The organism is Kordiimonas sp. (genome assembly GCF_048260245.1).
GTDB lineage: Bacteria > Pseudomonadota > Alphaproteobacteria > Sphingomonadales > Kordiimonadaceae > Kordiimonas.
In genome coordinates this window covers 14,265-31,663 of record NZ_JBLXGZ010000016.1, presented here as the reverse complement: position 1 = coordinate 31,663, position 17,399 = coordinate 14,265, and the positions used below count along the sequence as shown (strand labels likewise).

Below are 17,399 nucleotides of genomic sequence, written 5' to 3'. Positions count from 1 at the left end.
TGCATCCGGGCCACAAGGCGATTAGCGTGCGCGCCATGGAAATAGCGCTTTTTGAACCGGACCAGCCGCAAAACACCGGCACAATGTTACGCCTTGCCGCCTGCATGGGCACCCCCGCCCATGTTATTGAACCGTGCGGCTTTCCCTTTTCCCACAAGGCGTTTCGGCGCTCGGCCATGGACTATGCCAACCTTGTGGAGTTGCTCCACCACATGGACTGGGCCAGCTTTTGCCGTGCACGGGAAAAGGCTGGCAAGCGCCTCATCCTCTTGACCACAAAGGCAGACACGGCCTACACCGATTTTGAATTTTCGCCAGATGACATCCTGATTGTCGGCAGTGAATCAAGTGGTGCACCTGCGCAGGTGCATGACGCCGCAGATGCCCGCGTGACGATTCCCATGGCAGTAGGGGCACGCTCTATAAACGTCGCAGTATCGATGGCAATGGTACTAGGTGAAGCAATCAGGCAAACAAACGGTTGGCCTAAAGGAAACTGAAATGGATCTGGAAGACAAAAAACAACAAGCCGCCGCATGGTTCCTGAGCCTGAGGAACCAGATTTGCGAGAGCTTCGAATCCATCGAGGATGATAATAAGGGCCCCCTGAGCGACCGCACACCCGGGCGCTTTGAACGCAAGACATGGGACCGCACCAATCAGGGCGACGGCGCCGAGGGCGGTGGCGGCACCATGTCGATCATGCGAGGCGGCCGGGTATTCGAGAAAGTGGGTGTCAACATCTCCACCGTCCACGGTACTTTCACGCCCGAGTTTGCCAAAAGCATCCCCGGCGCTGAGGAAGACCCACGTTTTTTTGCCACCGGCATCAGCCTCGTGGCCCATATGAACAGCCCTCGCGTGCCTGCCGTGCATATGAACACCCGTTTCATCGCCACCACACAGGCGTGGTTTGGCGGCGGCGCAGACCTGAACGCCCCCCTGCCCGACGCCTCAGACACCGCCGATTTTCATGCCGCCTTTAAGCAGTGCTGCGACAAACACGGGCCGGATTATTACGAGCGCTTCAAGAAATGGTGCGACGAATATTTCTATATTCCCCACAGGGGCCGTGCACGCGGCGAAGGCGGCATCTTTTATGACCGCCTGGCAACCGGTGACTGGGAAGCAGATTTTGCCTTCACTCAGGATGTCGGTCGCACGTTCAACGAGATATACCCTACCCTCATTCGCCGTCACATGAACGAGGAATGGACCGACGCCGAGCGCGAGACGCAACTTGAATATCGCGGATATTATGCTGAATTCAACCTTGTGTATGATCGCGGCACCACCTTCGGCCTCAAGACCGGCGGTAATGTTGAGGCGATTCTCATGTCCCTGCCCCCCGAAGCCAAATGGCCATAGACCTCAATGCCTTGGGGTGACCTTGGGCTTTATGGCGGCCTGTTCCTCAATGCGTTTATTGCGGCCACCCTCCTGCCTGCCCTGTCAGAGATCACGCTGGCCTCTCTCGCCGCAACAGGTACAGGGCAGCCTTTGTTGCTGTTTACCGCAGCGACAACAGGCAACGTGCTTGGGTCCGTGCTTAACTGGTGGCTCGGCCGACGCCTGCTGTCCTATAGGGACCGCCGGTGGTTTCCATTCTCGGACAAACAGCTGGAAGGGGGGCACCAAATTTTTGAACGCTTCGGCTACGCCGGGCTTTTATTTGCCTGGCTGCCAATAGTTGGTGACCCATTGACACTTGTGGCTGGTGTGCTCAACGCGCGACTTGTCCCCTTCCTTCTTCTGGTAACCCTAGGCAAGGCCGCACGATATGGCCTTGTCTTGTGGGGTGTTCATGCGGCATTTAGGTGACTGGGTAGGGAAGGGCTCACGATAATGCAGACAGATACAGATCAACAGTTCATGGCCGAGGCACTTGCCCAGGCACAGAAAAGCTATGATGAGGGCGGCCTGCCCATCGGCGCCGTTCTGGTCGAACACGGCAGGATTATCGCCAAGGGCCACAATCAGCGTGTGCAAAAGGAAGATCCCACCGCGCACGGCGAGATGGACTGTATCCGCAACGCCGGGCGCCGCGCACGCTATGAAACCACCACACTCTATACTACCCTCAGCCCATGCATGATGTGCGCTGGCACCGTCGTACAGTTCGGTATTCCAAGGGTCGTTATTGGAGAGGCCGAAAATTTCAGCGGCAATGAAGACTTTCTGCGCCAGAACGGGGTAGAAGTCGTGCGCCTTGACGAACCTACCTGCACCAGCCTGATGGCACAATTCATTCGTAACAACCCGGCGCTGTGGGACGAAGATATCGCAGGCAACGACCTGCACAAATAATGCCCATGTCGTGCCATATAATTGGCATGATTGCAGTCTAACGGTACACTTGGATTTATTCTCAATCGCATGAGGCTTCTTATTATGACACTGTTCCGTTCTATCGCGACACTTTTCCTTGTTATGATTGTGGGCGGCCAAAGTCTGGCCGACAGCCCGGCTGAGAAGCGCGAGAAAATACTGATGATGCGCGAAGAGGTGCTGTCGGAGCTGTTTGACCAGCGCCCGCAAGCCCGTGCCGAAATTGACGAGGCGGTGGGCTACGCCGTTTTTTCCAATGTCGGCGTGCAGGTATTTCTGCTCGGCGCCGGGGGGGGCCGCGGCGTGGTGCGTGACATCAAAACCGGTGAGGACACCTTCATGAAAATGGCAACCGCCAGTGTCGGCATCGGTCTTGGCATCAAGGATTTCCGCGCCGTATTCATTTTCCACAGCCGTGATGCGCTGGGTGATTTCATCAAAAACGGTTGGGATTTTACTGGCGAAGCTGATGCCGCCGCGCGCTCAGGCGACAAGGGCGGCGAAATTGGCGAAGCCGCATCCGTACGCAAGAAGGTCAGCGTATACCAGTTCACCGATGGCGGCCTGATGCTGCAAGCATCCTTACACGGCACCAAATACTGGAAAGACAAAAAGCTGAATGCTCTCGACTAGCGAAAATAAGATCCCGTATCACAAATGATAAAAAAGCAGGCCCCTCGCCTGCTTTTTTGTTTAGGCGATCATCGTGCCAACAATTCCCGCCGGGTGGACGCCAGAATATTGTCAGCCACTGTCCGGTCTCCCACCGCGCGAGACAACACAAGCGCGCCTGTCGCTGCACTCAGGACGGTAACCATACGCGCTGGCGAGATACCCAATTCAGGAGCCAAGCGTTCGCTATACCCTTCTACACGCGCGGAAAATAAAGCTTTAACCGCATCACCTTTTCGCGCTGCTTCACAGGCCACCGCCGCCAGAGTGCACCCCTGCCCGGGCGTGTCGCGGTGCGCCGGGGACAAATAGACCTCCAGAAACGCCTGAAGCGACGGCCCGCCGCGGCGCTTCATAGCACGAGACAGACGACCTTCATCTTCGCTGAAAGCATGCGCCAGCGCCTGAGCCACCATGTCGTCTCGTGACGTAAAGTGGCTATAGAAGCCACCATGGGTCAGCCCCGCTTCCTGCATGAGTGCTGCCACGCTAAGGCCGTCGAGGCCCTGTTCGCGAAACCGTGTCGCGGCAATTGCCACGATCTTTTCATGGTTATCCTGTTTCTGTGCGCGGGAATAGCCCATGTACACGGGTCCTGATTCAGCTTGACGATCTGTATTATGAGTATCATATTAATCTACATGATGTCTATCATATAGAATTGGAACATGCATGTCTGATGCAAAAATATGCGCCATTGTCGGCGCGGGTGACTTCATCGGCCGCGCGATCGCGCTCAGGTTTGCGCGCGAAGGCTATGTCATTTTCGCCGGTCGGCGTAACGGTGGCAAGCTTGCGCCGCTGAAGGATGAGATTGAATCCATGGGTGGCAGATGCGAGATCCGCGCCCTTGATGCCCGCAATGAGGAGGAAATTACCGCCTTCATGAGCGACGCCGCAGATGCAGGCACCCTCTCGGCCGTCATTTTCAACATCGGCGCCAATGTCAACTTCCCCATTCTCGACACCACGGAGCGGGTCTTTCGCAAGGTGTGGGAGATGGCTTGTTATTCCGGTTTTTTGGCCGGGCGAGAGGCAGCGCGGCATATGGTTATGCAGGGTGCAGGCTCAATCTTTTTCACGGGCGCCACCGCCAGCATGCGCGGTGGCGCGGGTTACGCGGCTTTCGCCAGTGCAAAGTTTGGCCTGCGGGGGCTCGCGCAGGCCATGGCGCGGGAGCTTGGGCCCCAGAACATCCATGTTGCCCATCTGGTTATTGATGCAGCTGTCGACACCGAATGGGTGCGCGGCATGATCAGCGAACGCGCAGGCCCTGACGCGCTAGAAGCCATGGGGCCGGATGATCTTCTCGGCCCGGATGCCGTTGGTGAGACCTATTGGCAACTTCATAACCAGCACCGCAGTGCCTGGACCCATGAGCTCGACATTCGCCCTTATGGCGAGAAATTTTAAGGAAACCACGATGCCCATGTGTGAATTCATTTTCGATTTTGGCAGCCCAAACAGTTATTTAGCTTGGAAAGCTCTCCCTGACCTGGAGAAGCGCACAAGCGCAGAGATCACCTATACCCCCGTACTTCTGGGCGGTATTTTCAAAGCGACCGGTAATGCGTCACCTGTGGTGGCCTTTGCCAATATCAAAAACAAGCTTGCGTACGAGATGCTGGAAATACGGCGGTTCATAAAAAAACACAAGCTGACACAGTTTACAATGAACCCGCATTTCCCGGTGAATACGTTGCACCTTATGCGCGGCGCAATCGTTGCACAGCGTGAAGGTTTCCTTGATGCGTATGTGGTGGCCGTGATGCATCATATGTGGGAAGCGCCCAAAAACTTGGGAGAGCCGGAAACCATCGTCGCAACGCTCAACGAGAGTGGTCTTGACGGTGCCGACATTGCAGCAAAAAGCCAAACGCCGGACGTAAAGGCAGCCCTGATCGCCAACACCGAAAATGCCGTGGCGCGTGGCGTATTTGGCGCCCCCAGCTTTTTTGTTGGCGATGAGCTGTTTTTCGGCAAGGACCGCCTCCCTGACGTTGAAGATACATTGCTGGGCCGCTAAGCTATACCTTCTCCAGCAAGTCGGCGCGGGAAAGGCTAAAGTCGCTTTTCACCCAGAGGTCTTCAAGCGCGACCAACCTGCGGCTTACCTCTGGCCCCGGCTCAAGACCGTGATCAATCAAATCCCCGCCTTTCAGCGGGAAGACCGGCTTTTCCCAAGACTTGAGAAGCCGAACCAACTCATCTGGGGGGTCGTCTTCCGCCGCCAGCACACAGACCTGCGCAGCATTCCTCCCCGCGCGGTAAATAAATGAACGCAGTTCAGCCGCGGTACCAGGAACCCCCGCAACCCAACCACCGGTCATGGCCTCGAGCCGCACCCTATCTTTTGTTGAAAGCCTGAACTGACGTGCGAACGCAGCGACCTCATCCTGTTTGAGCACAAGCCAGCAGGCGAGACGCATCAGCGCATCGATCTCAAAATCAAACATCTGCTCCCGCGCGATATAGCGGCTCAGGCGCACGCTGTTGAGCGGTCCAAGGCGCAGGACAGCCGTTGCACCGATGCGTTCGAATGCCGTTATGCTCTCATTCGGCTCAGGCGCCGCGAACAGTTTCAGGAGCTCACTGCGCACCCGTTCCGCCGACAGGGCTTTCAGAAGCGCTACTTTCTGTCGGCATGCCGACATGCCTTCGCGGTCAGGTTCGCCCTTTCCGTACCATGCGTGAAAGCGGAAAAAGCGCATGATGCGCAGCGCGTCTTCTTCAATGCGGGTTTCTGCATCGCCGATGAAACGTACCCTGCCCGCTTTCAGGTCGGCCTGACCATCAAACGGATCGTGCAACTTGCCTTCTGGGGAAAGGTACAGCGCATTAAAGGTGAAGTCGCGACGGGCAGCATCGGTTTTCCAGTTATCGGTAAAGGTGACAGTGGCCCGCCTGCCATCGGTCTCCATATCCATGCGCAGTGTGGTGATCTCAACCGTGTCACCGTCACAGACAGCGGTGATTGTGCCGTGTTCGATGCCGGTGGGCACAGCCTTGATACCGTGAGCCTCCAACCTTTCCTGCACCACCTCCGGCGCAAGCGGGGTGGCGGCATCAATGTCGCGCACAACGCGCCCGGCCAGCCAGTCACGCACAGCGCCGCCGACAAAACGGATATTGTCAGACCCCAGGCTGCTCACAATTTTTCTGACATAGGGGCGGTCCAGCCAGTCAGCGTGGGCCTTGCTCACTATCCTCTTTGCCTTCCTCATCGTCGGATGTCTGCTCATCCACCTCATCAAGGGGGACAAAGCGGCCTGGCACGACCTGACCGTTTTCGCTGTGTGGCGGGATATATTTGGTGCGAGGGTCGCCGGTGCGGTCGTCAACCAGCTTTAGCCCGACACCTGCAGCAAGTCCCACCACAACCAGAACAGCCAGCGTTTTCTTGAGCCGTGCGATATCGGCCAGCTGTTCTTCTTCGGTTTGGTCTTCTTTCATTCGCCAGCGCAGCCAAACAATAACGACAATGACCGGAAGGGACATAAGAAGAAGTTTCAGAAAAATTGCCATATTACCCTATCGCCTCGCTTCGCACTGTCGGCGCGCTATCCGCAGCATGTTCCATCACATCAACCAGATTGACCAACATGGCCGCTGTGGCGCCCCATATAAAAAAGTCCCCAAAGGGCATGGCATAATATTCGCGCCGAATGCCCTGCCATACCGCACTTTGCCTTTTGTGGTTACGGCGGTCGAGGATAAAATCAAGCGGCACCTCGAAGGCGGCTTCCACCTCCGTCACCTGCAGGCGCAACTCAAACCCCGGCTGTACCAGCCCGACCACCGGCACAATCTCAAACCCCGTGCCTGTGCGGTAGGTATCTAGAAAACCGCAGACATCAATGTGGTTGGCACCCAGGCCGACCTCTTCATCCGCCTCGCGCAGCGCTGCAGCAACGGCATCGGCGTCGCTTTCATCAATTTTACCGCCTGGAAAGCTCACCTGACCCGCGTGTTTACTCAAATGCTCAGTGCGTTTGGTCAACAGGATGGTCGGACCGCTGCCATGATCAACAATAGGCACGAGCACAGCAGCATCGCGCGGCGGCTTGGCCTGTTCTGCCAGCCGCCCCGGCTCGGCATTCAGGTCATAGTCGCTGCGGCGCCCGCGGGCAGCAGGGTTATCGTCCTTGAGTGCTTGGGCAAGCCAGTTTCTCACATGTCACCGTCGTCAATTTCACCCAGAGAAAACAGTGTGCCGCGACTTGGTACCACGAGGCAAGTCTTGCCGTCCCTGTTTTGCGTTTGCGCGTGCTCCACCAGTTGATAAAAAACCGGACGCGCGATCAGCGCATCAAGCCGGCCCCTTACGCGGATATAGGGCCGGGGTTCGCCGGAACTGGTATCGACTTCAACCCGGAGAGGGTGGTCTTTGTCTGCGATGACCTCGTCGCCCACGTTGGTGGTAAACTTGAGCGCCTGCTCGTCTCCTTCGCGGATGACCTCGAGCGCGGTCGCGATAAAATGAGCGTCCTCGACCTCAATACCAATCTTTTCCACCGGGGTAACAAGGTAAGTTTTACCGTCTTCGTCTTTCCGAAGTACGGTGGAGAACAAGCGCACCATGCGCTCGCGACCGATCGGCGTTCCCATATAAAACCAGGTACCGTCGCGCTTGATCTGCATGTCGATATCACCGCAAAAGTCGGGATTCCACTTTTCAACCGGTGGGTAGCGCTGGCCTTCCACCTGTTTGATGATGTCCTCAAGCTTGATCTGTGTTTTGGTGTTGTTCACGGGCATAGATACCTCCTGCCCCTTAATGTAAGGGGCAGGTATGGCAAAGAAAAGACTATGTATTTTGTTTATGCTGCTACGACCGGCTGGCCGCGGTCGTAGCCGCCGACCAGAACAGGTGCCGGCGCAGTACGCGGCGGCGCAGCGGGCATGACCTTACCGACCGCAGGCAGTGATGGGAGTGCCGTGCTTTGGCGCACAAGTAAGCGCCGCGCATCCCGACCACCCGGCATTGTGATATAGTTTGGCAGCACGCTCTCAAAACCAAACCGGCCATAATAAGCGATATCACCCACAAGCAGAATGCGCCGGTGTCCCGCTTCAGTGGCTGCGGTGATCGAGCGCCGCATCAGTTCACCGCCCACGCCGTGGCTTTGCATGCCGGGCGCTACCGCAAGCGGACCCAACAGCAGAGCATGCATGTCGGAGCCACGAATAAGATCGCGCACAAGCACAGGCCAGAAGCGAACAGTCCCCACGATACGGCCATCCGCACGTGCAACGCGCGACAGCCGCGCAACAGGATCCACATTTTCCCGCAGGGCGTAGGAAGATTTTTTGAACCGGTCAGGTCCAAAAGCCACATCGAGCAGCGCCTCTATCTGCGCTTTGTCGAAGGGCCGTTCTTGATCAAAATTGATCATCGGCTTTTTCCCATATCAAAGGAGCTTGCACAGAAACTCCAGGAGCATAACAACACGTTTAGAATCAGGTTCTTACGTGTCGTCGCATTCGGTTATACCGGTTGATATGGGTGCTCTTTAGCATGGCGTCCGTGACAGTTTTGTGTTCAAGAAGTTGCGTATTTATAATTTCAAAGCCGTCAGTTCAAGTGACTTTTTCTAGGCTATTCCATAGCTGGGGTTTTGCATTAATAATTTGTACCATGCGGCCCAGAAAAAGCAGTGACCCAGGAAGGGCCACCGCCTTATTTGTCTGCAGTTCATATCCAGTTACCAGTCAATCTGCATCCTGAGGGTAACGACATCGGCATCGTTGGAGCCATCGGCGCCATTAGCGGGCACATTAAAGGCTTTATCAAATGTGGTATGCGCATAGTTGGCCATGAGACGCGAGTGTCGGTTCAGGTACCAGTTTACCCCCATAAGATAGGTGTCCTGCTCACCACCGTATACGCCATAACCGGTGAGATCGACACGATCGAAGCGGGCGGCGACCTGCCAGGCCCCCATGCCACCTTCATGAACCGGTTTATTGACTTTAGGGCGGCCCCACGCGCCTTTGGTCAGGCTAAGGGGTTTTCCCTCGCCGGTGATAAACCAGCCCGCCTCAATGTAGCCACCCCAGAATGTGGCATTACCACCATCCGACGCCGCATCCTTTGCCGTCAGCTGCGACCACTCCGATGCCACATGCAATGCCCCGTATTGCACCGCCCCTTCAAGGATCATCAGCATGTCCTTGTCAGTGACAGTGCCCGTATCAACAAAGCGGTCTGCAAGGTGCGAGTAGGCACGCTGACGGTAGCGCAGCCCACCGTCACCCGCGTCCTGATAGCGTGCCGACGCGCCCATAAGCCACGTGCCGCCCTCAAAACTTTGGCCGTAGGTCACCCGGCCAGCAAAAATAAACCCTTCATCCTCTAAGCCGCCATCGTTTTTGCCCCGGAAGGCACCCAGATTAAACGACCAGTTTTCACCACCGTTTTTGTAGCCGATGCCAATATTGCGCCCGAAGGAAAACGCATCTGTAAATGCCGAGCGTTCCATGAACGTGGTGTTTAACAGAGAGGTTGTCTCCTCCAGAGAGACTGACGGCTTATAGTGGCCAAAGCGCCATGTCCCGATAGATGTCTTATACTCGAGGGTCGCATCGGCCAATGCCACCTGATCGCCAGCAAAGTCAGCCTCGATAACATATTTGACGTCTTTCCAAGCCTTGCCTTGCACGCCAATACGGGCCGCACGCATCTCGGTGGCTTTCACACCCATGGTGCTGTCGCCATCTGTAGCCCATGCAGCATCCGCGAGGATGCGGCCCCGCACATTGACCTCAAACAAGCCGTCGTCTGTCGCCAGACCAAAAGCTGGTTCTGCACTGGAAATTTTCGGGCGCTTGGCCTGTTTTTCCTCGGACGCCTGCTGTTTGGCTTCCAGTTCTTCGATGCGCTTGGCCAATGCTGCCAATTGTGCTTTCATTTCTTCTATCGACTGCGCACCTGCAGGAGCCGTTAGTAGTGTGACCAAAGCCGTTGCGCCCAGCAAAGTCACCAGCTTGTTTCGCTTAAACATCTGTTTTTCCTGTCGGTTGGCCAATCAAGAGCAGGCACCCAACTGCCTGCTCTCTGGCTTCTTTTTCACTCACTTCCCCAAACTCATGAAACGCGCCTCGAATGAAGTGCCTTTCCGGCATTCGCATTTAAAGACCATAACAAATATTACAAAAAGACACTGACTCTAACATCATGATTTATAATAACTTTAATACATTAAAGCTTCGTAAATCCGTCAAAATCGCGCCCTTTTTAATTCCTGAGCGAGACTAAATTACAAATTCATTACAAAAATGAAACACGTTTTCTACTGTCAGGGCGCAAATAATGGAACTTCGTTTACATAGCCCTCACGTCAGCCAGGAACCTGTCCACTTCGCGCTTTATGCTCGCGGCGAGAAGCTCCAGTTGCTCCGCTGCCGACATCACGTCGGAAGAAGCCGCGCCTGTTTTTTCTGCCCCCTGCGAGACCTGATGAATTTCTGAGGTTACACGCTGCGTACCCTCTGCTGTATATTGGACACTACGACTAATTTCATTGGTCGTTGCTTGTTGCTCTTCCACTGCAGAAGACACATTAAGCATGACGTTATTCAAGCGCTCGTTCGCCTCGCCAATAGTATGAATGACGCTGACGGCGACACCTGTAACATTCTGCATATCCATGATCTGAGAGGTGATCTGTTCGGTTGCTTTGGCGGTCTGGTTCGCAAGGCTCTTAACCTCACTAGCCACAACGGCAAAGCCCTTTCCTGCTTCGCCGGCCCGCGCCGCTTCGATTGTTGCGTTCAGAGCCAGCAGGTTGGTTTGTTCTGCAATATCATTGATCAGCTTGACAACATCTTCGATCTGCTTCGAGCTTTCAGAAAGCTTTCCAATGGCCTCGCCGCCGCGCTCGGAAGCGTCCACAGCTTCTTTCGAAATAGAGTTTGCATTTTGCATCTGCAGGTTTACTTCAGCAATGGATGCCGCAAATTCTTCAATCGCAGATGCCATTGTGGAGACGTTTTCCTGCATCTGCGTCGACGCTTCGCTAACCGAGTTGACCTGCCGCCCTGTGGTATCCGCAACGTCCACCATTTGTTCGGCGGTGTCCCGCATTCTAACAGACGCGGTATCCAGGTTCTCTACCGCATCGCAAATGGTACTGTCGAACGAGGAAACAAGGGTGTTCAGGTGGTTTGACCGCTCCTCTCTAAGCTGGGCATCCTCGCGTTCGGCTTCGATCTTGGCACGTTCTGCGGCCGCTTCGGCGGCAGCGCGGTCGCGCTCTTCTTTGGCTTGTTCTTCAGCTTTCAGGCGAGCCTCAGCTTCAAGCCGCACACGCTCCGCAGCGCTATCGCGCAACTGTTCAGTTGTGCGCGCCATACTGCCCAGTTCATCGCGGAACTGAGTACCGGGAATGGCGATGGTGTAATCTCCCCCCGCGATGCCGCGTAACGCGCTTTCCAGTGCCTGAACCGGCTTCACCGTCGACCGGATAATGGCGATGGCCGTAAGAACGGCCAAAACGATCATCGCAAAAGTAACGATCACAATCGTCTGAAATGACGACACTTCAATGGTTTCTGCTTCCGCGACTTTTTGCGCATAATTTTTGCTCGACACCTTCATCAGAACATCGAAAGGGCTTTCCATTTCACTATAGATATTACTGAGTTCGCTCAGGTCATCTTCTATAGCGAGACGCTTGCTCGCATACGCGTTGAAAGAGGATGTGTATTCGGCCAGTCTCTCTGAAATCTGCGCTTTGACACTTGGCTTAAATGGTGCGCTCTCTAGCGCAGTTTCAAACTCGCGACTGCGATCCGCCACCCGGTCAATATATTTGCGGTCAACCCGCATGATGAAATCTTTTTCGTGCCGCCTCATCATCAGCATGAGAATTTCAAGCTGGTCATTTTCGTTGGCCTGCAAAAGCTCTTCAATATTCCGAACAGCGATGCGCAGCTCGCCTTCCAGACCCTTGTTCTCGTCAAGGCCCAGCGCCACGTGGTTATCGACAACAATGTGAAACTGCACCCGGTGCTGGGGCACAATGCGCTTCAACTCGCTCACGGCCGCCTGCATCGCTGTATCTTTAAGGGTGCTCTGCAGCGCGTCCAACTTTGTTACGGCGAGGTCGCTGGCTTCATCGTACAGTTGCACATACTCCATATCCCGCCGCAGCAGAAAATCCTTCTCACGTCGACGAATTTGAAGGGACTGTCGCTCAACATCCCGCGTAAGCGTGCTGATTTCGCTGAAATGTTCGGCGTCACGCGTCGCTCTTTCAACAATATTGTCAGAAATCATAAGCGCAACGAGAATGGCAACAAGCCCCAACACGCCAATCGCAGCAAGGATAAAGACCCTTAGGGAAATTGACTTATTCTGAAGCCAATTGAGCATATAGTTTCCTTCCAAGCAGAAACATGCCCCCAATCATAATTTTGCACCCGGCAATCTAAAATGCACACATCCCAATAAGCGCGCATTGATCCGCCAATCTTCCAGTCTATTCGAGCTATCCGATGTTTAACGTTTAGTCCCAAAGCGTTAATTTTTCGAAAACGACGTTCGCCAACGCCGTGTCCTTTATATGTTTTTTATGCTCTGGCCCAGCAAACCGCACAGCAAAGAAATACGTGGGCATGTAAAACCTTCATTTATGGATCAAGCTATGGGTTTCTGGAGGACATAATGGCCTATCAAGCGGTTTCGGTAACAAAGATGAGCAATCAGCAGGTGCTCGGCCTGAATGGCGAAAAACTTGGTATTATAGAAGATATTGTGATGGACGTTGATGGCCGCGCCTTTCACCACGTCATTATCTTGCGGCGCGGCGGTATTTTGGGCACGCCTCTGGGTGCACAGCACTATGCCTTTCCTTTATCCGATGTCACAATCTGCGCTGACGGCCAGTGTTGCAGACTTGACCTCACCGAAGAGCAACTCGAATTGCTTCCTCAAATTGATGGAAAAGACTATTCTTGGTCCGCTGAACCACTCAAACACCACCGTATGCGGCAGGCCGCTGGTGAAAACTTTGCTGTAACCGGTCTTGATTTCGCCAAACAACGCTAACTTTTATTACGCAATAAACTGAGGACACAACCAATGGATATTCTACGCATCATCATCGCAATTCTGCTGCCGCCACTGGGCGTTTTCCTGCAGGTCGGCATCGGCGCGCAGTTCTGGATCAACATCTTGCTGACGATCCTTGGCTACTTCCCCGGCATTATCCACGCGATCTACATCATCGCCAAGCGTTAGGGCCAAGCGTTAGGGCCAAGCGTTAGGGCCAAGCGTTAGGGCCAAGCGTTAGGGCCAAGCGTTAGGTTTATTCGCGCATCAGTCCCCCAAAAGAAAACCTCCCGGAAATCACTTTCCGGGAGGTTTTTTGTTTTCAGCGTTAGAAGGCGTGGCTTAGAAGCCCATGCCGCCCATGCCGCCCATATCAGGCATGCCGCCGCCCGCAGGCATGGCTGGCTTGTCTTCAGGGATTTCAGCAACCATAGCTTCGGTCGTGATCATCAAACCAGCGATGGAAGCCGCATCCTGCAGTGCAGTGCGAACCACTTTGGTCGGATCAATGATGCCTTTGGCAACGAGGTTGGTATATTCCTCATTCTGGGCGTCGAAACCGAAGTCATCGTCATCTTGTTCAAGAAGCTTGCCAGCAACAACTGCACCGTCAACACCCGCGTTCTCAGCGATCTGGCGTACAGGAGCTTGCAGCGCTTTGCGGATGATGTTGATACCTTTTGTCTGGTCGCCGTTGGCGCCTTCAAGGCCTTCGAGGGCTTTGGTAGCGTACAGCAGGGCAGAACCACCACCAGCAACAATGCCTTCTTCAACGGCCGCACGGGTTGCGTGCAGCGCATCGTCAACGCGGTCCTTGCGCTCTTTCACTTCAGTTTCGGTAGCACCGCCAACCTTGATCACGGCAACACCGCCGCTCAGCTTGGCAAGACGCTCCTGAAGCTTCTCTTTGTCGTAATCGGACGTCGTGGCTTCAACCTGGGCTTTGATCTGCTCGCAGCGCGCCTTGATGTCTTCCTCGGAGCCAACACCGTCAACGATGGTGGTGTCTTCCTTGGTGATCGCAACGCGCTTGGCAGTACCGAGCATGTCGATGCCAACGTTTTCAAGCTTGATGCCGAGGTCTTCGGAGATAACCTGACCACCGGTAAGGGTGGCGATATCTTCCAGCATGGCTTTGCGGCGATCACCGAAACCAGGGGCTTTCACGGCAGCGATTTTGAGGCCGCCACGCAGTTTGTTCACAACGAGAGTTGCCAGCGCTTCGCCTTCGATGTCTTCCGCAACGATAAGAAGCGGACGACCCGACTGCACAACAGCTTCAAGAAGCGGCAGCATCGGCTGAAGGTTGGAGAGTTTTTTCTCGTGCAGGAGGATGAGCGGGTTGTCGAGTTCAACCGTCATTTTCTCTGCATTGGTGATGAAGTAAGGCGACAGGTAACCGCGGTCGAACTGCATACCCTCAACAACGTCGAGTTCGCTTTCGAGACCTTTGGCTTCCTCAACGGTGATAACACCCTCTTTGCCAACTTTTTCCATCGCTTCAGCGATCATCTTGCCAACAGCTTCTTCGCCGTTTGCGGAGATGGTGCCGACTTGAGCGATCTCACCATTGGTGGTGATGTCTTTGGTGCGGGCCTTGAGGCTTTCAACAACTTTTGCTGTTGCAATGTCGATACCGCGCTTCAGGTCCATCGGGTTCATGCCAGCCGCAACCGACTTCATGCCTTCGCGTACGATGGCTTGAGCCAGAACAGTCGCAGTCGTCGTGCCGTCACCGGCGACGTCGTTGGTGCGCGAAGCTACTTCTTTCACCATTTGCGCGCCCATGTTCTCGAACTTGTCCTTGAGTTCGATCTCTTTGGCAACCGATACACCGTCTTTGGTGATGCGCGGCGCGCCGAAGGATTTTTCGAGAACAACGTTACGGCCTTTTGGACCTAGCGTGGTTTTAACCGCGTTGGCCAGCGTGTCCACACCCTTGAGGATTTTGGCACGGGCCTGTTCGTTAAATTTTACTTCTTTAGCAGCCATGGTATGGGGCTCCTGAAATTATGTGTTTGACTGATGTCTGGACAAAAGGCGTCGAGTGATTACTCGATGATGCCCATGATGTCTTTTTCTTGCATGATCAGCAGGTCTTGACCGTCGATCTTGACTTCGGTGCCGGACCATTTGCCGAACAGCACTTTGTCGCCAACCTTGACGTCCAGCGGCGTTACTTTGCCGTCGTCACCGCGTACGCCGGTGCCAACTGCGAGAATTTCGCCTTCGGATGGTTTTTCTTTAACCGTATCCGGCAGAATGATGCCGCCTGCGGTTTTAGCTTCGCTTTCAATGCGCTTGACCAATACACGGTCGTGAAGCGGACGAAGAGCCATGGTTTGTCTCCTAAATGATAAACCGGAAATATGAACTGTTAGCACTCGCTTCCCGTGAGTGCTAACGCAAGACCCTATTTATGCCCTTCGTGTGACAGCTTCAAGAGGCAGCGTGCAAAATTTTCATGAATCTTTTTTAACGTGGCCGCACGCTGCAAGGCCTGCGGCACAAATCAGGGGTTACGACAGGCGGCGGCTCGCATCGCCACCGCAGGACCGATGCTGCTCTTTGTTCTGAACTGGCCCTTGATGGTTTCCTGCGGAGCAACGGCCCCGGCATGCAACGCTTCGCTCTGCAACGGCAGACAGCCATAAAAGTCTGCACCCAAACTAATCATAGGTTTACCCGGTAAGCTCACATGAATATGCTGGGAACAGTTTTCAATTTACACCAAACTCTTCTTCCTTGGGGGCCTTGAATGAATAAAGTTTTAGTGGGCGGTGCACTTGTCGGTGCCGCACTTGCGGGTGGCTATTTTTATGCCGCACACAGCATTGAGAGCAATATCGAGCAGATGCTTGCAAGCTATAACGAGAGCGCGGAAAACGAGTTCACCATCAGTTACGATGATCTCGATCCCAGCTTGCTATCCGGCACCGCCACCGTGAGCGGCATTGTAGCCCAAAACCGGGCAACACCTGCGCAGTCCATCAAGGTGGATACCGCGCGGCTTGATGTTGGTTTCGGCTTTGACGGCGATGCAGACAACCTGAAGTCCGTAAAGCTCAATAATGTTGCCGCGTCAAACGTGTCTGAGACAATAAGGATTGGTTACCTGCATGTGGCGGGCGAAGGCCTTGACGACCTGAGCAAAGCAAGCAGCTTTGCGTCATGGAGCGGGTCCCTGCACAAGGTCGAGGTTCTGGATGTCGAGGTGAAGTCCTCCGCGCCCGACAGCGTCTTTGTGCTTGATGCCTTTGTGCTCAACACCTCCGACGACGGCAACTGGCTGGACGAATTTCGCATCAAAAACATCAGCATGACCTCCACCCTGCCAAACGGCAGCCCCGCTGAAGGCAAACTGGAAAAATTTGAAGTCTCCGGCGGCGACATAGGCGCGCTGCGGCGCTTCATTGAAATGACACAAGCCCAGGCAATGTTTGGCGTGGCCGACCCAGCCATGTCGCGCGAGATGGCCCATGAAATGGCCCGTCAGTCGCTGAATTACTTCGGCTTTGAAGGTTTCGAGCTTGTCGGGCTTACGGCAATTCTGCCCAATGGCTTGGGCATCGACGTTGAGAGCCTATCGGTCAGGGATATTGATCGCCGCGCCGGCATGGTCGTTGGCGCCAAAAGCGAAATCAGCGAGTTCGTCGTCAGCAACCTGGGCATGGCATCACCCGCGGCTGCACAGATGATGACCATTGCGGGCATTGATACCTTCCGGCTGAATGGCAGAAGCACCATTCGCTATGACGAGCAGGACAAACGCCTGCTGGGCCAAAGCAAAATGACGATCAGCGACATGTTTGGTATCGACAGCAAGATGACATTCACTGACGTCGACGTGGAAAAAATGGCAAAGAAACTGCTCGCTGTACAGCAGGCCCAGTTCGACTTCATGGAAGAACTGCAGGCAAATCCTGATGACCGGCTGACGCCGGAAGAAGTCAACCAACGCATGATCCAGCAGATGGTTGAGGCATACACCGGCTATTATAGCGGGTTTGACCTTGCGCTCGTTTTAGCTGACATGGGCGGCACAGAACGGGTGTTCAATGTCTATTCCGCGATGAGTGGCGTACCAGTGCCTGACCTCAAGGTCGCGCTGATTGGCGGCATTGAACAAATGACAAACACAGAACTTGGCGCCACCACGCCCGAAACGCTGATGCCTGCGGTAAAGGCCTTCTTCGCCACACCGTCACAACCACTGTATCTGAAGGTGAAGAGCAAGAAGACACCTGATGAGGAAGCGCTGCAGGGCCTGAGCAAAGACAACTGGCCGGACCTTCTGGACGTCTCCTTCAGCCTGAGATAGGCAAAACGGGCAAAACCGAATAAC

Annotated in this window: 20 protein-coding genes; 10 read left to right on the top strand and 10 right to left on the bottom strand. The window is 54.7% G+C overall.

The features are described from left to right. Nucleotides 1-35 precede the first annotated feature (35 nt). The 5 genes from ACN0VM_RS10040 (at nucleotide 36) to ACN0VM_RS10020 (ending at nucleotide 2,961) form a co-directional block, all read left to right on the top strand. The gene (locus ACN0VM_RS10040; RefSeq protein ID WP_417450745.1) at nucleotides 36-500 is read left to right on the top strand and encodes a tRNA (cytidine(34)-2'-O)-methyltransferase; all 465 of its coding nucleotides are present in this window, start codon (nucleotides 36-38) and stop codon (nucleotides 498-500) included. Nucleotide 501: 1 nt separating this feature from the next. Beyond that, a complete protein-coding gene (hemF, locus tag ACN0VM_RS10035; RefSeq protein ID WP_417450744.1) occupies nucleotides 502-1,368 on the top strand; it encodes an oxygen-dependent coproporphyrinogen oxidase in 867 nt (288 codons plus the stop codon). Nucleotides 1,369-1,374: 6 nt separating this feature from the next. After that, nucleotides 1,375-1,821: a YqaA family protein gene (locus ACN0VM_RS10030; RefSeq protein ID WP_417450743.1), complete on the top strand. Its 447-nt coding sequence runs from the start codon at nucleotides 1,375-1,377 to the stop codon at nucleotides 1,819-1,821. 24 nt (nucleotides 1,822-1,845) lie between these two features. After that, nucleotides 1,846-2,307, top strand: a complete 462-nt coding sequence (locus ACN0VM_RS10025) for a nucleoside deaminase (protein WP_417450742.1) — start codon at nucleotides 1,846-1,848, stop codon at nucleotides 2,305-2,307. A gap of 84 nt (nucleotides 2,308-2,391) precedes the next feature. Next, nucleotides 2,392-2,961 carry a YSC84-related protein gene (locus tag ACN0VM_RS10020; protein ID WP_417450741.1) on the top strand — a complete coding sequence of 190 codons (570 nt, stop codon included), beginning with the start codon at nucleotides 2,392-2,394 and terminating at the stop codon, nucleotides 2,959-2,961. A gap of 68 nt (nucleotides 2,962-3,029) precedes the next feature. Here the strand turns inward: ACN0VM_RS10020 and ACN0VM_RS10015 are convergent, their stop codons facing one another. Then, nucleotides 3,030-3,584: a TetR/AcrR family transcriptional regulator gene (locus ACN0VM_RS10015; protein ID WP_417450740.1), complete on the bottom strand. Its 555-nt coding sequence runs from the start codon at nucleotides 3,582-3,584 to the stop codon at nucleotides 3,030-3,032. A gap of 88 nt (nucleotides 3,585-3,672) precedes the next feature. Here ACN0VM_RS10015 and ACN0VM_RS10010 point away from each other — a divergent pair, with 88 nt between their 5' ends. Both ACN0VM_RS10010 and ACN0VM_RS10005 read left to right on the top strand, forming a co-directional pair. Next, nucleotides 3,673-4,413, top strand: coding sequence for an SDR family NAD(P)-dependent oxidoreductase (locus ACN0VM_RS10010; protein ID WP_417450739.1), 741 nt, complete (start codon nucleotides 3,673-3,675; stop codon nucleotides 4,411-4,413). 10 nt (nucleotides 4,414-4,423) lie between these two features. Continuing rightward, complete coding sequence (locus ACN0VM_RS10005) at nucleotides 4,424-5,026, top strand: 2-hydroxychromene-2-carboxylate isomerase (protein ID WP_417450738.1); 603 nt, start codon at nucleotides 4,424-4,426, stop codon at nucleotides 5,024-5,026. A gap of 1 nt (nucleotide 5,027) precedes the next feature. Here ACN0VM_RS10005 and ACN0VM_RS10000 read toward each other — a convergent pair whose 3' ends face one another. The 7 genes from ACN0VM_RS10000 to ACN0VM_RS09970 form a co-directional block, all read right to left on the bottom strand. Then, a complete protein-coding gene (locus ACN0VM_RS10000; RefSeq protein WP_417450737.1) occupies nucleotides 5,028-6,203 on the bottom strand; it encodes a CCA tRNA nucleotidyltransferase in 1,176 nt (391 codons plus the stop codon). After that, nucleotides 6,184-6,525, bottom strand: coding sequence for a hypothetical protein (locus ACN0VM_RS09995; RefSeq protein ID WP_417450736.1), 342 nt, complete (start codon nucleotides 6,523-6,525; stop codon nucleotides 6,184-6,186). The genes ACN0VM_RS10000 and ACN0VM_RS09995 overlap by 20 nt, the downstream gene beginning before the upstream one ends. 1 nt (nucleotide 6,526) lies before the next feature. After that, nucleotides 6,527-7,174 (bottom strand): CoA pyrophosphatase, encoded by a 648-nt coding sequence (locus tag ACN0VM_RS09990; protein ID WP_417450735.1) that lies wholly within the window; start codon nucleotides 7,172-7,174, stop codon nucleotides 6,527-6,529. Then, nucleotides 7,171-7,758, bottom strand: coding sequence for a DUF1285 domain-containing protein (locus ACN0VM_RS09985; protein WP_417450734.1), 588 nt, complete (start codon nucleotides 7,756-7,758; stop codon nucleotides 7,171-7,173). The genes ACN0VM_RS09990 and ACN0VM_RS09985 overlap by 4 nt, the downstream gene beginning before the upstream one ends. Nucleotides 7,759-7,820: 62 nt before the next feature. Further along, nucleotides 7,821-8,396: a GNAT family N-acetyltransferase gene (locus ACN0VM_RS09980; RefSeq protein WP_417450733.1), complete on the bottom strand. Its 576-nt coding sequence runs from the start codon at nucleotides 8,394-8,396 to the stop codon at nucleotides 7,821-7,823. A gap of 309 nt (nucleotides 8,397-8,705) precedes the next feature. Next, complete coding sequence (locus ACN0VM_RS09975; protein WP_417450732.1) at nucleotides 8,706-10,004, bottom strand: OprO/OprP family phosphate-selective porin; 1,299 nt, start codon at nucleotides 10,002-10,004, stop codon at nucleotides 8,706-8,708. A 320-nt stretch (nucleotides 10,005-10,324) separates the two neighbouring features. Next, complete coding sequence (locus ACN0VM_RS09970; RefSeq protein ID WP_417450731.1) at nucleotides 10,325-12,376, bottom strand: methyl-accepting chemotaxis protein; 2,052 nt, start codon at nucleotides 12,374-12,376, stop codon at nucleotides 10,325-10,327. 291 nt (nucleotides 12,377-12,667) lie between these two features. Between ACN0VM_RS09970 and ACN0VM_RS09965 the strand changes: the two genes are divergently transcribed. Further along, the gene (locus ACN0VM_RS09965; RefSeq protein WP_417450730.1) at nucleotides 12,668-13,051 is read left to right on the top strand and encodes a PRC-barrel domain-containing protein; all 384 of its coding nucleotides are present in this window, start codon (nucleotides 12,668-12,670) and stop codon (nucleotides 13,049-13,051) included. A 33-nt stretch (nucleotides 13,052-13,084) separates the two neighbouring features. Beyond that, nucleotides 13,085-13,243 (top strand): YqaE/Pmp3 family membrane protein, encoded by a 159-nt coding sequence (locus ACN0VM_RS09960; protein ID WP_417450729.1) that lies wholly within the window; start codon nucleotides 13,085-13,087, stop codon nucleotides 13,241-13,243. A 153-nt stretch (nucleotides 13,244-13,396) separates the two neighbouring features. Here the strand turns inward: ACN0VM_RS09960 and groL are convergent, their stop codons facing one another. Together groL and groES are read right to left on the bottom strand one after the other, a co-directional pair. Next, nucleotides 13,397-15,046 carry a chaperonin GroEL gene (groL, locus tag ACN0VM_RS09955; protein WP_417450728.1) on the bottom strand — a complete coding sequence of 550 codons (1,650 nt, stop codon included), beginning with the start codon at nucleotides 15,044-15,046 and terminating at the stop codon, nucleotides 13,397-13,399. Nucleotides 15,047-15,105: 59 nt separating this feature from the next. Further along, nucleotides 15,106-15,393: a co-chaperone GroES gene (groES, locus tag ACN0VM_RS09950; RefSeq protein WP_262691100.1), complete on the bottom strand. Its 288-nt coding sequence runs from the start codon at nucleotides 15,391-15,393 to the stop codon at nucleotides 15,106-15,108. Between the two features lie 419 nt (nucleotides 15,394-15,812). Between groES and ACN0VM_RS09945 the strand changes: the two genes are divergently transcribed. Beyond that, a complete protein-coding gene (locus ACN0VM_RS09945) occupies nucleotides 15,813-17,375 on the top strand; it encodes a hypothetical protein (RefSeq protein WP_417450727.1) in 1,563 nt (520 codons plus the stop codon). Nucleotides 17,376-17,399: the final 24 nt, after the last annotated feature.

What these genes read in the sequence shown, in the direction of transcription:
- ACN0VM_RS10005 (WP_417450738.1), top strand. Translation starts at nt 4,424, where the DNA reads ATGCCCATGTGTGAATTCATTTTCGATTTTGGCAGCCCAAACAGTTAT.
- ACN0VM_RS09985 (WP_417450734.1), bottom strand. Translation starts at nt 7,758, where the DNA reads ATGCCCGTGAACAACACCAAAACACAGATCAAGCTTGAGGACATCATC.
- ACN0VM_RS09965 (WP_417450730.1), top strand. Translation starts at nt 12,668, where the DNA reads ATGGCCTATCAAGCGGTTTCGGTAACAAAGATGAGCAATCAGCAGGTG.
- ACN0VM_RS10020 (WP_417450741.1), top strand. Translation starts at nt 2,392, where the DNA reads ATGACACTGTTCCGTTCTATCGCGACACTTTTCCTTGTTATGATTGTG.
- ACN0VM_RS09995 (WP_417450736.1), bottom strand. Translation starts at nt 6,525, where the DNA reads ATGGCAATTTTTCTGAAACTTCTTCTTATGTCCCTTCCGGTCATTGTC.
- groES (WP_262691100.1), bottom strand. Translation starts at nt 15,393, where the DNA reads ATGGCTCTTCGTCCGCTTCACGACCGTGTATTGGTCAAGCGCATTGAA.
- ACN0VM_RS09970 (WP_417450731.1), bottom strand. Translation starts at nt 12,376, where the DNA reads ATGCTCAATTGGCTTCAGAATAAGTCAATTTCCCTAAGGGTCTTTATC.
- ACN0VM_RS10025 (WP_417450742.1), top strand. Translation starts at nt 1,846, where the DNA reads ATGCAGACAGATACAGATCAACAGTTCATGGCCGAGGCACTTGCCCAG.
- ACN0VM_RS09960 (WP_417450729.1), top strand. Translation starts at nt 13,085, where the DNA reads ATGGATATTCTACGCATCATCATCGCAATTCTGCTGCCGCCACTGGGC.
- ACN0VM_RS10010 (WP_417450739.1), top strand. Translation starts at nt 3,673, where the DNA reads ATGTCTGATGCAAAAATATGCGCCATTGTCGGCGCGGGTGACTTCATC.
- groL (WP_417450728.1), bottom strand. Translation starts at nt 15,046, where the DNA reads ATGGCTGCTAAAGAAGTAAAATTTAACGAACAGGCCCGTGCCAAAATC.
- hemF (WP_417450744.1), top strand. Translation starts at nt 502, where the DNA reads ATGGATCTGGAAGACAAAAAACAACAAGCCGCCGCATGGTTCCTGAGC.
- ACN0VM_RS09945 (WP_417450727.1), top strand. Translation starts at nt 15,813, where the DNA reads ATGAATAAAGTTTTAGTGGGCGGTGCACTTGTCGGTGCCGCACTTGCG.
- ACN0VM_RS10030 (WP_417450743.1), top strand. Translation starts at nt 1,375, where the DNA reads ATGCCTTGGGGTGACCTTGGGCTTTATGGCGGCCTGTTCCTCAATGCG.
- ACN0VM_RS10040 (WP_417450745.1), top strand. Translation starts at nt 36, where the DNA reads ATGGAAATAGCGCTTTTTGAACCGGACCAGCCGCAAAACACCGGCACA.
- ACN0VM_RS09980 (WP_417450733.1), bottom strand. Translation starts at nt 8,396, where the DNA reads ATGATCAATTTTGATCAAGAACGGCCCTTCGACAAAGCGCAGATAGAG.
- ACN0VM_RS09975 (WP_417450732.1), bottom strand. Translation starts at nt 10,004, where the DNA reads ATGTTTAAGCGAAACAAGCTGGTGACTTTGCTGGGCGCAACGGCTTTG.
- ACN0VM_RS10015 (WP_417450740.1), bottom strand. Translation starts at nt 3,584, where the DNA reads ATGGGCTATTCCCGCGCACAGAAACAGGATAACCATGAAAAGATCGTG.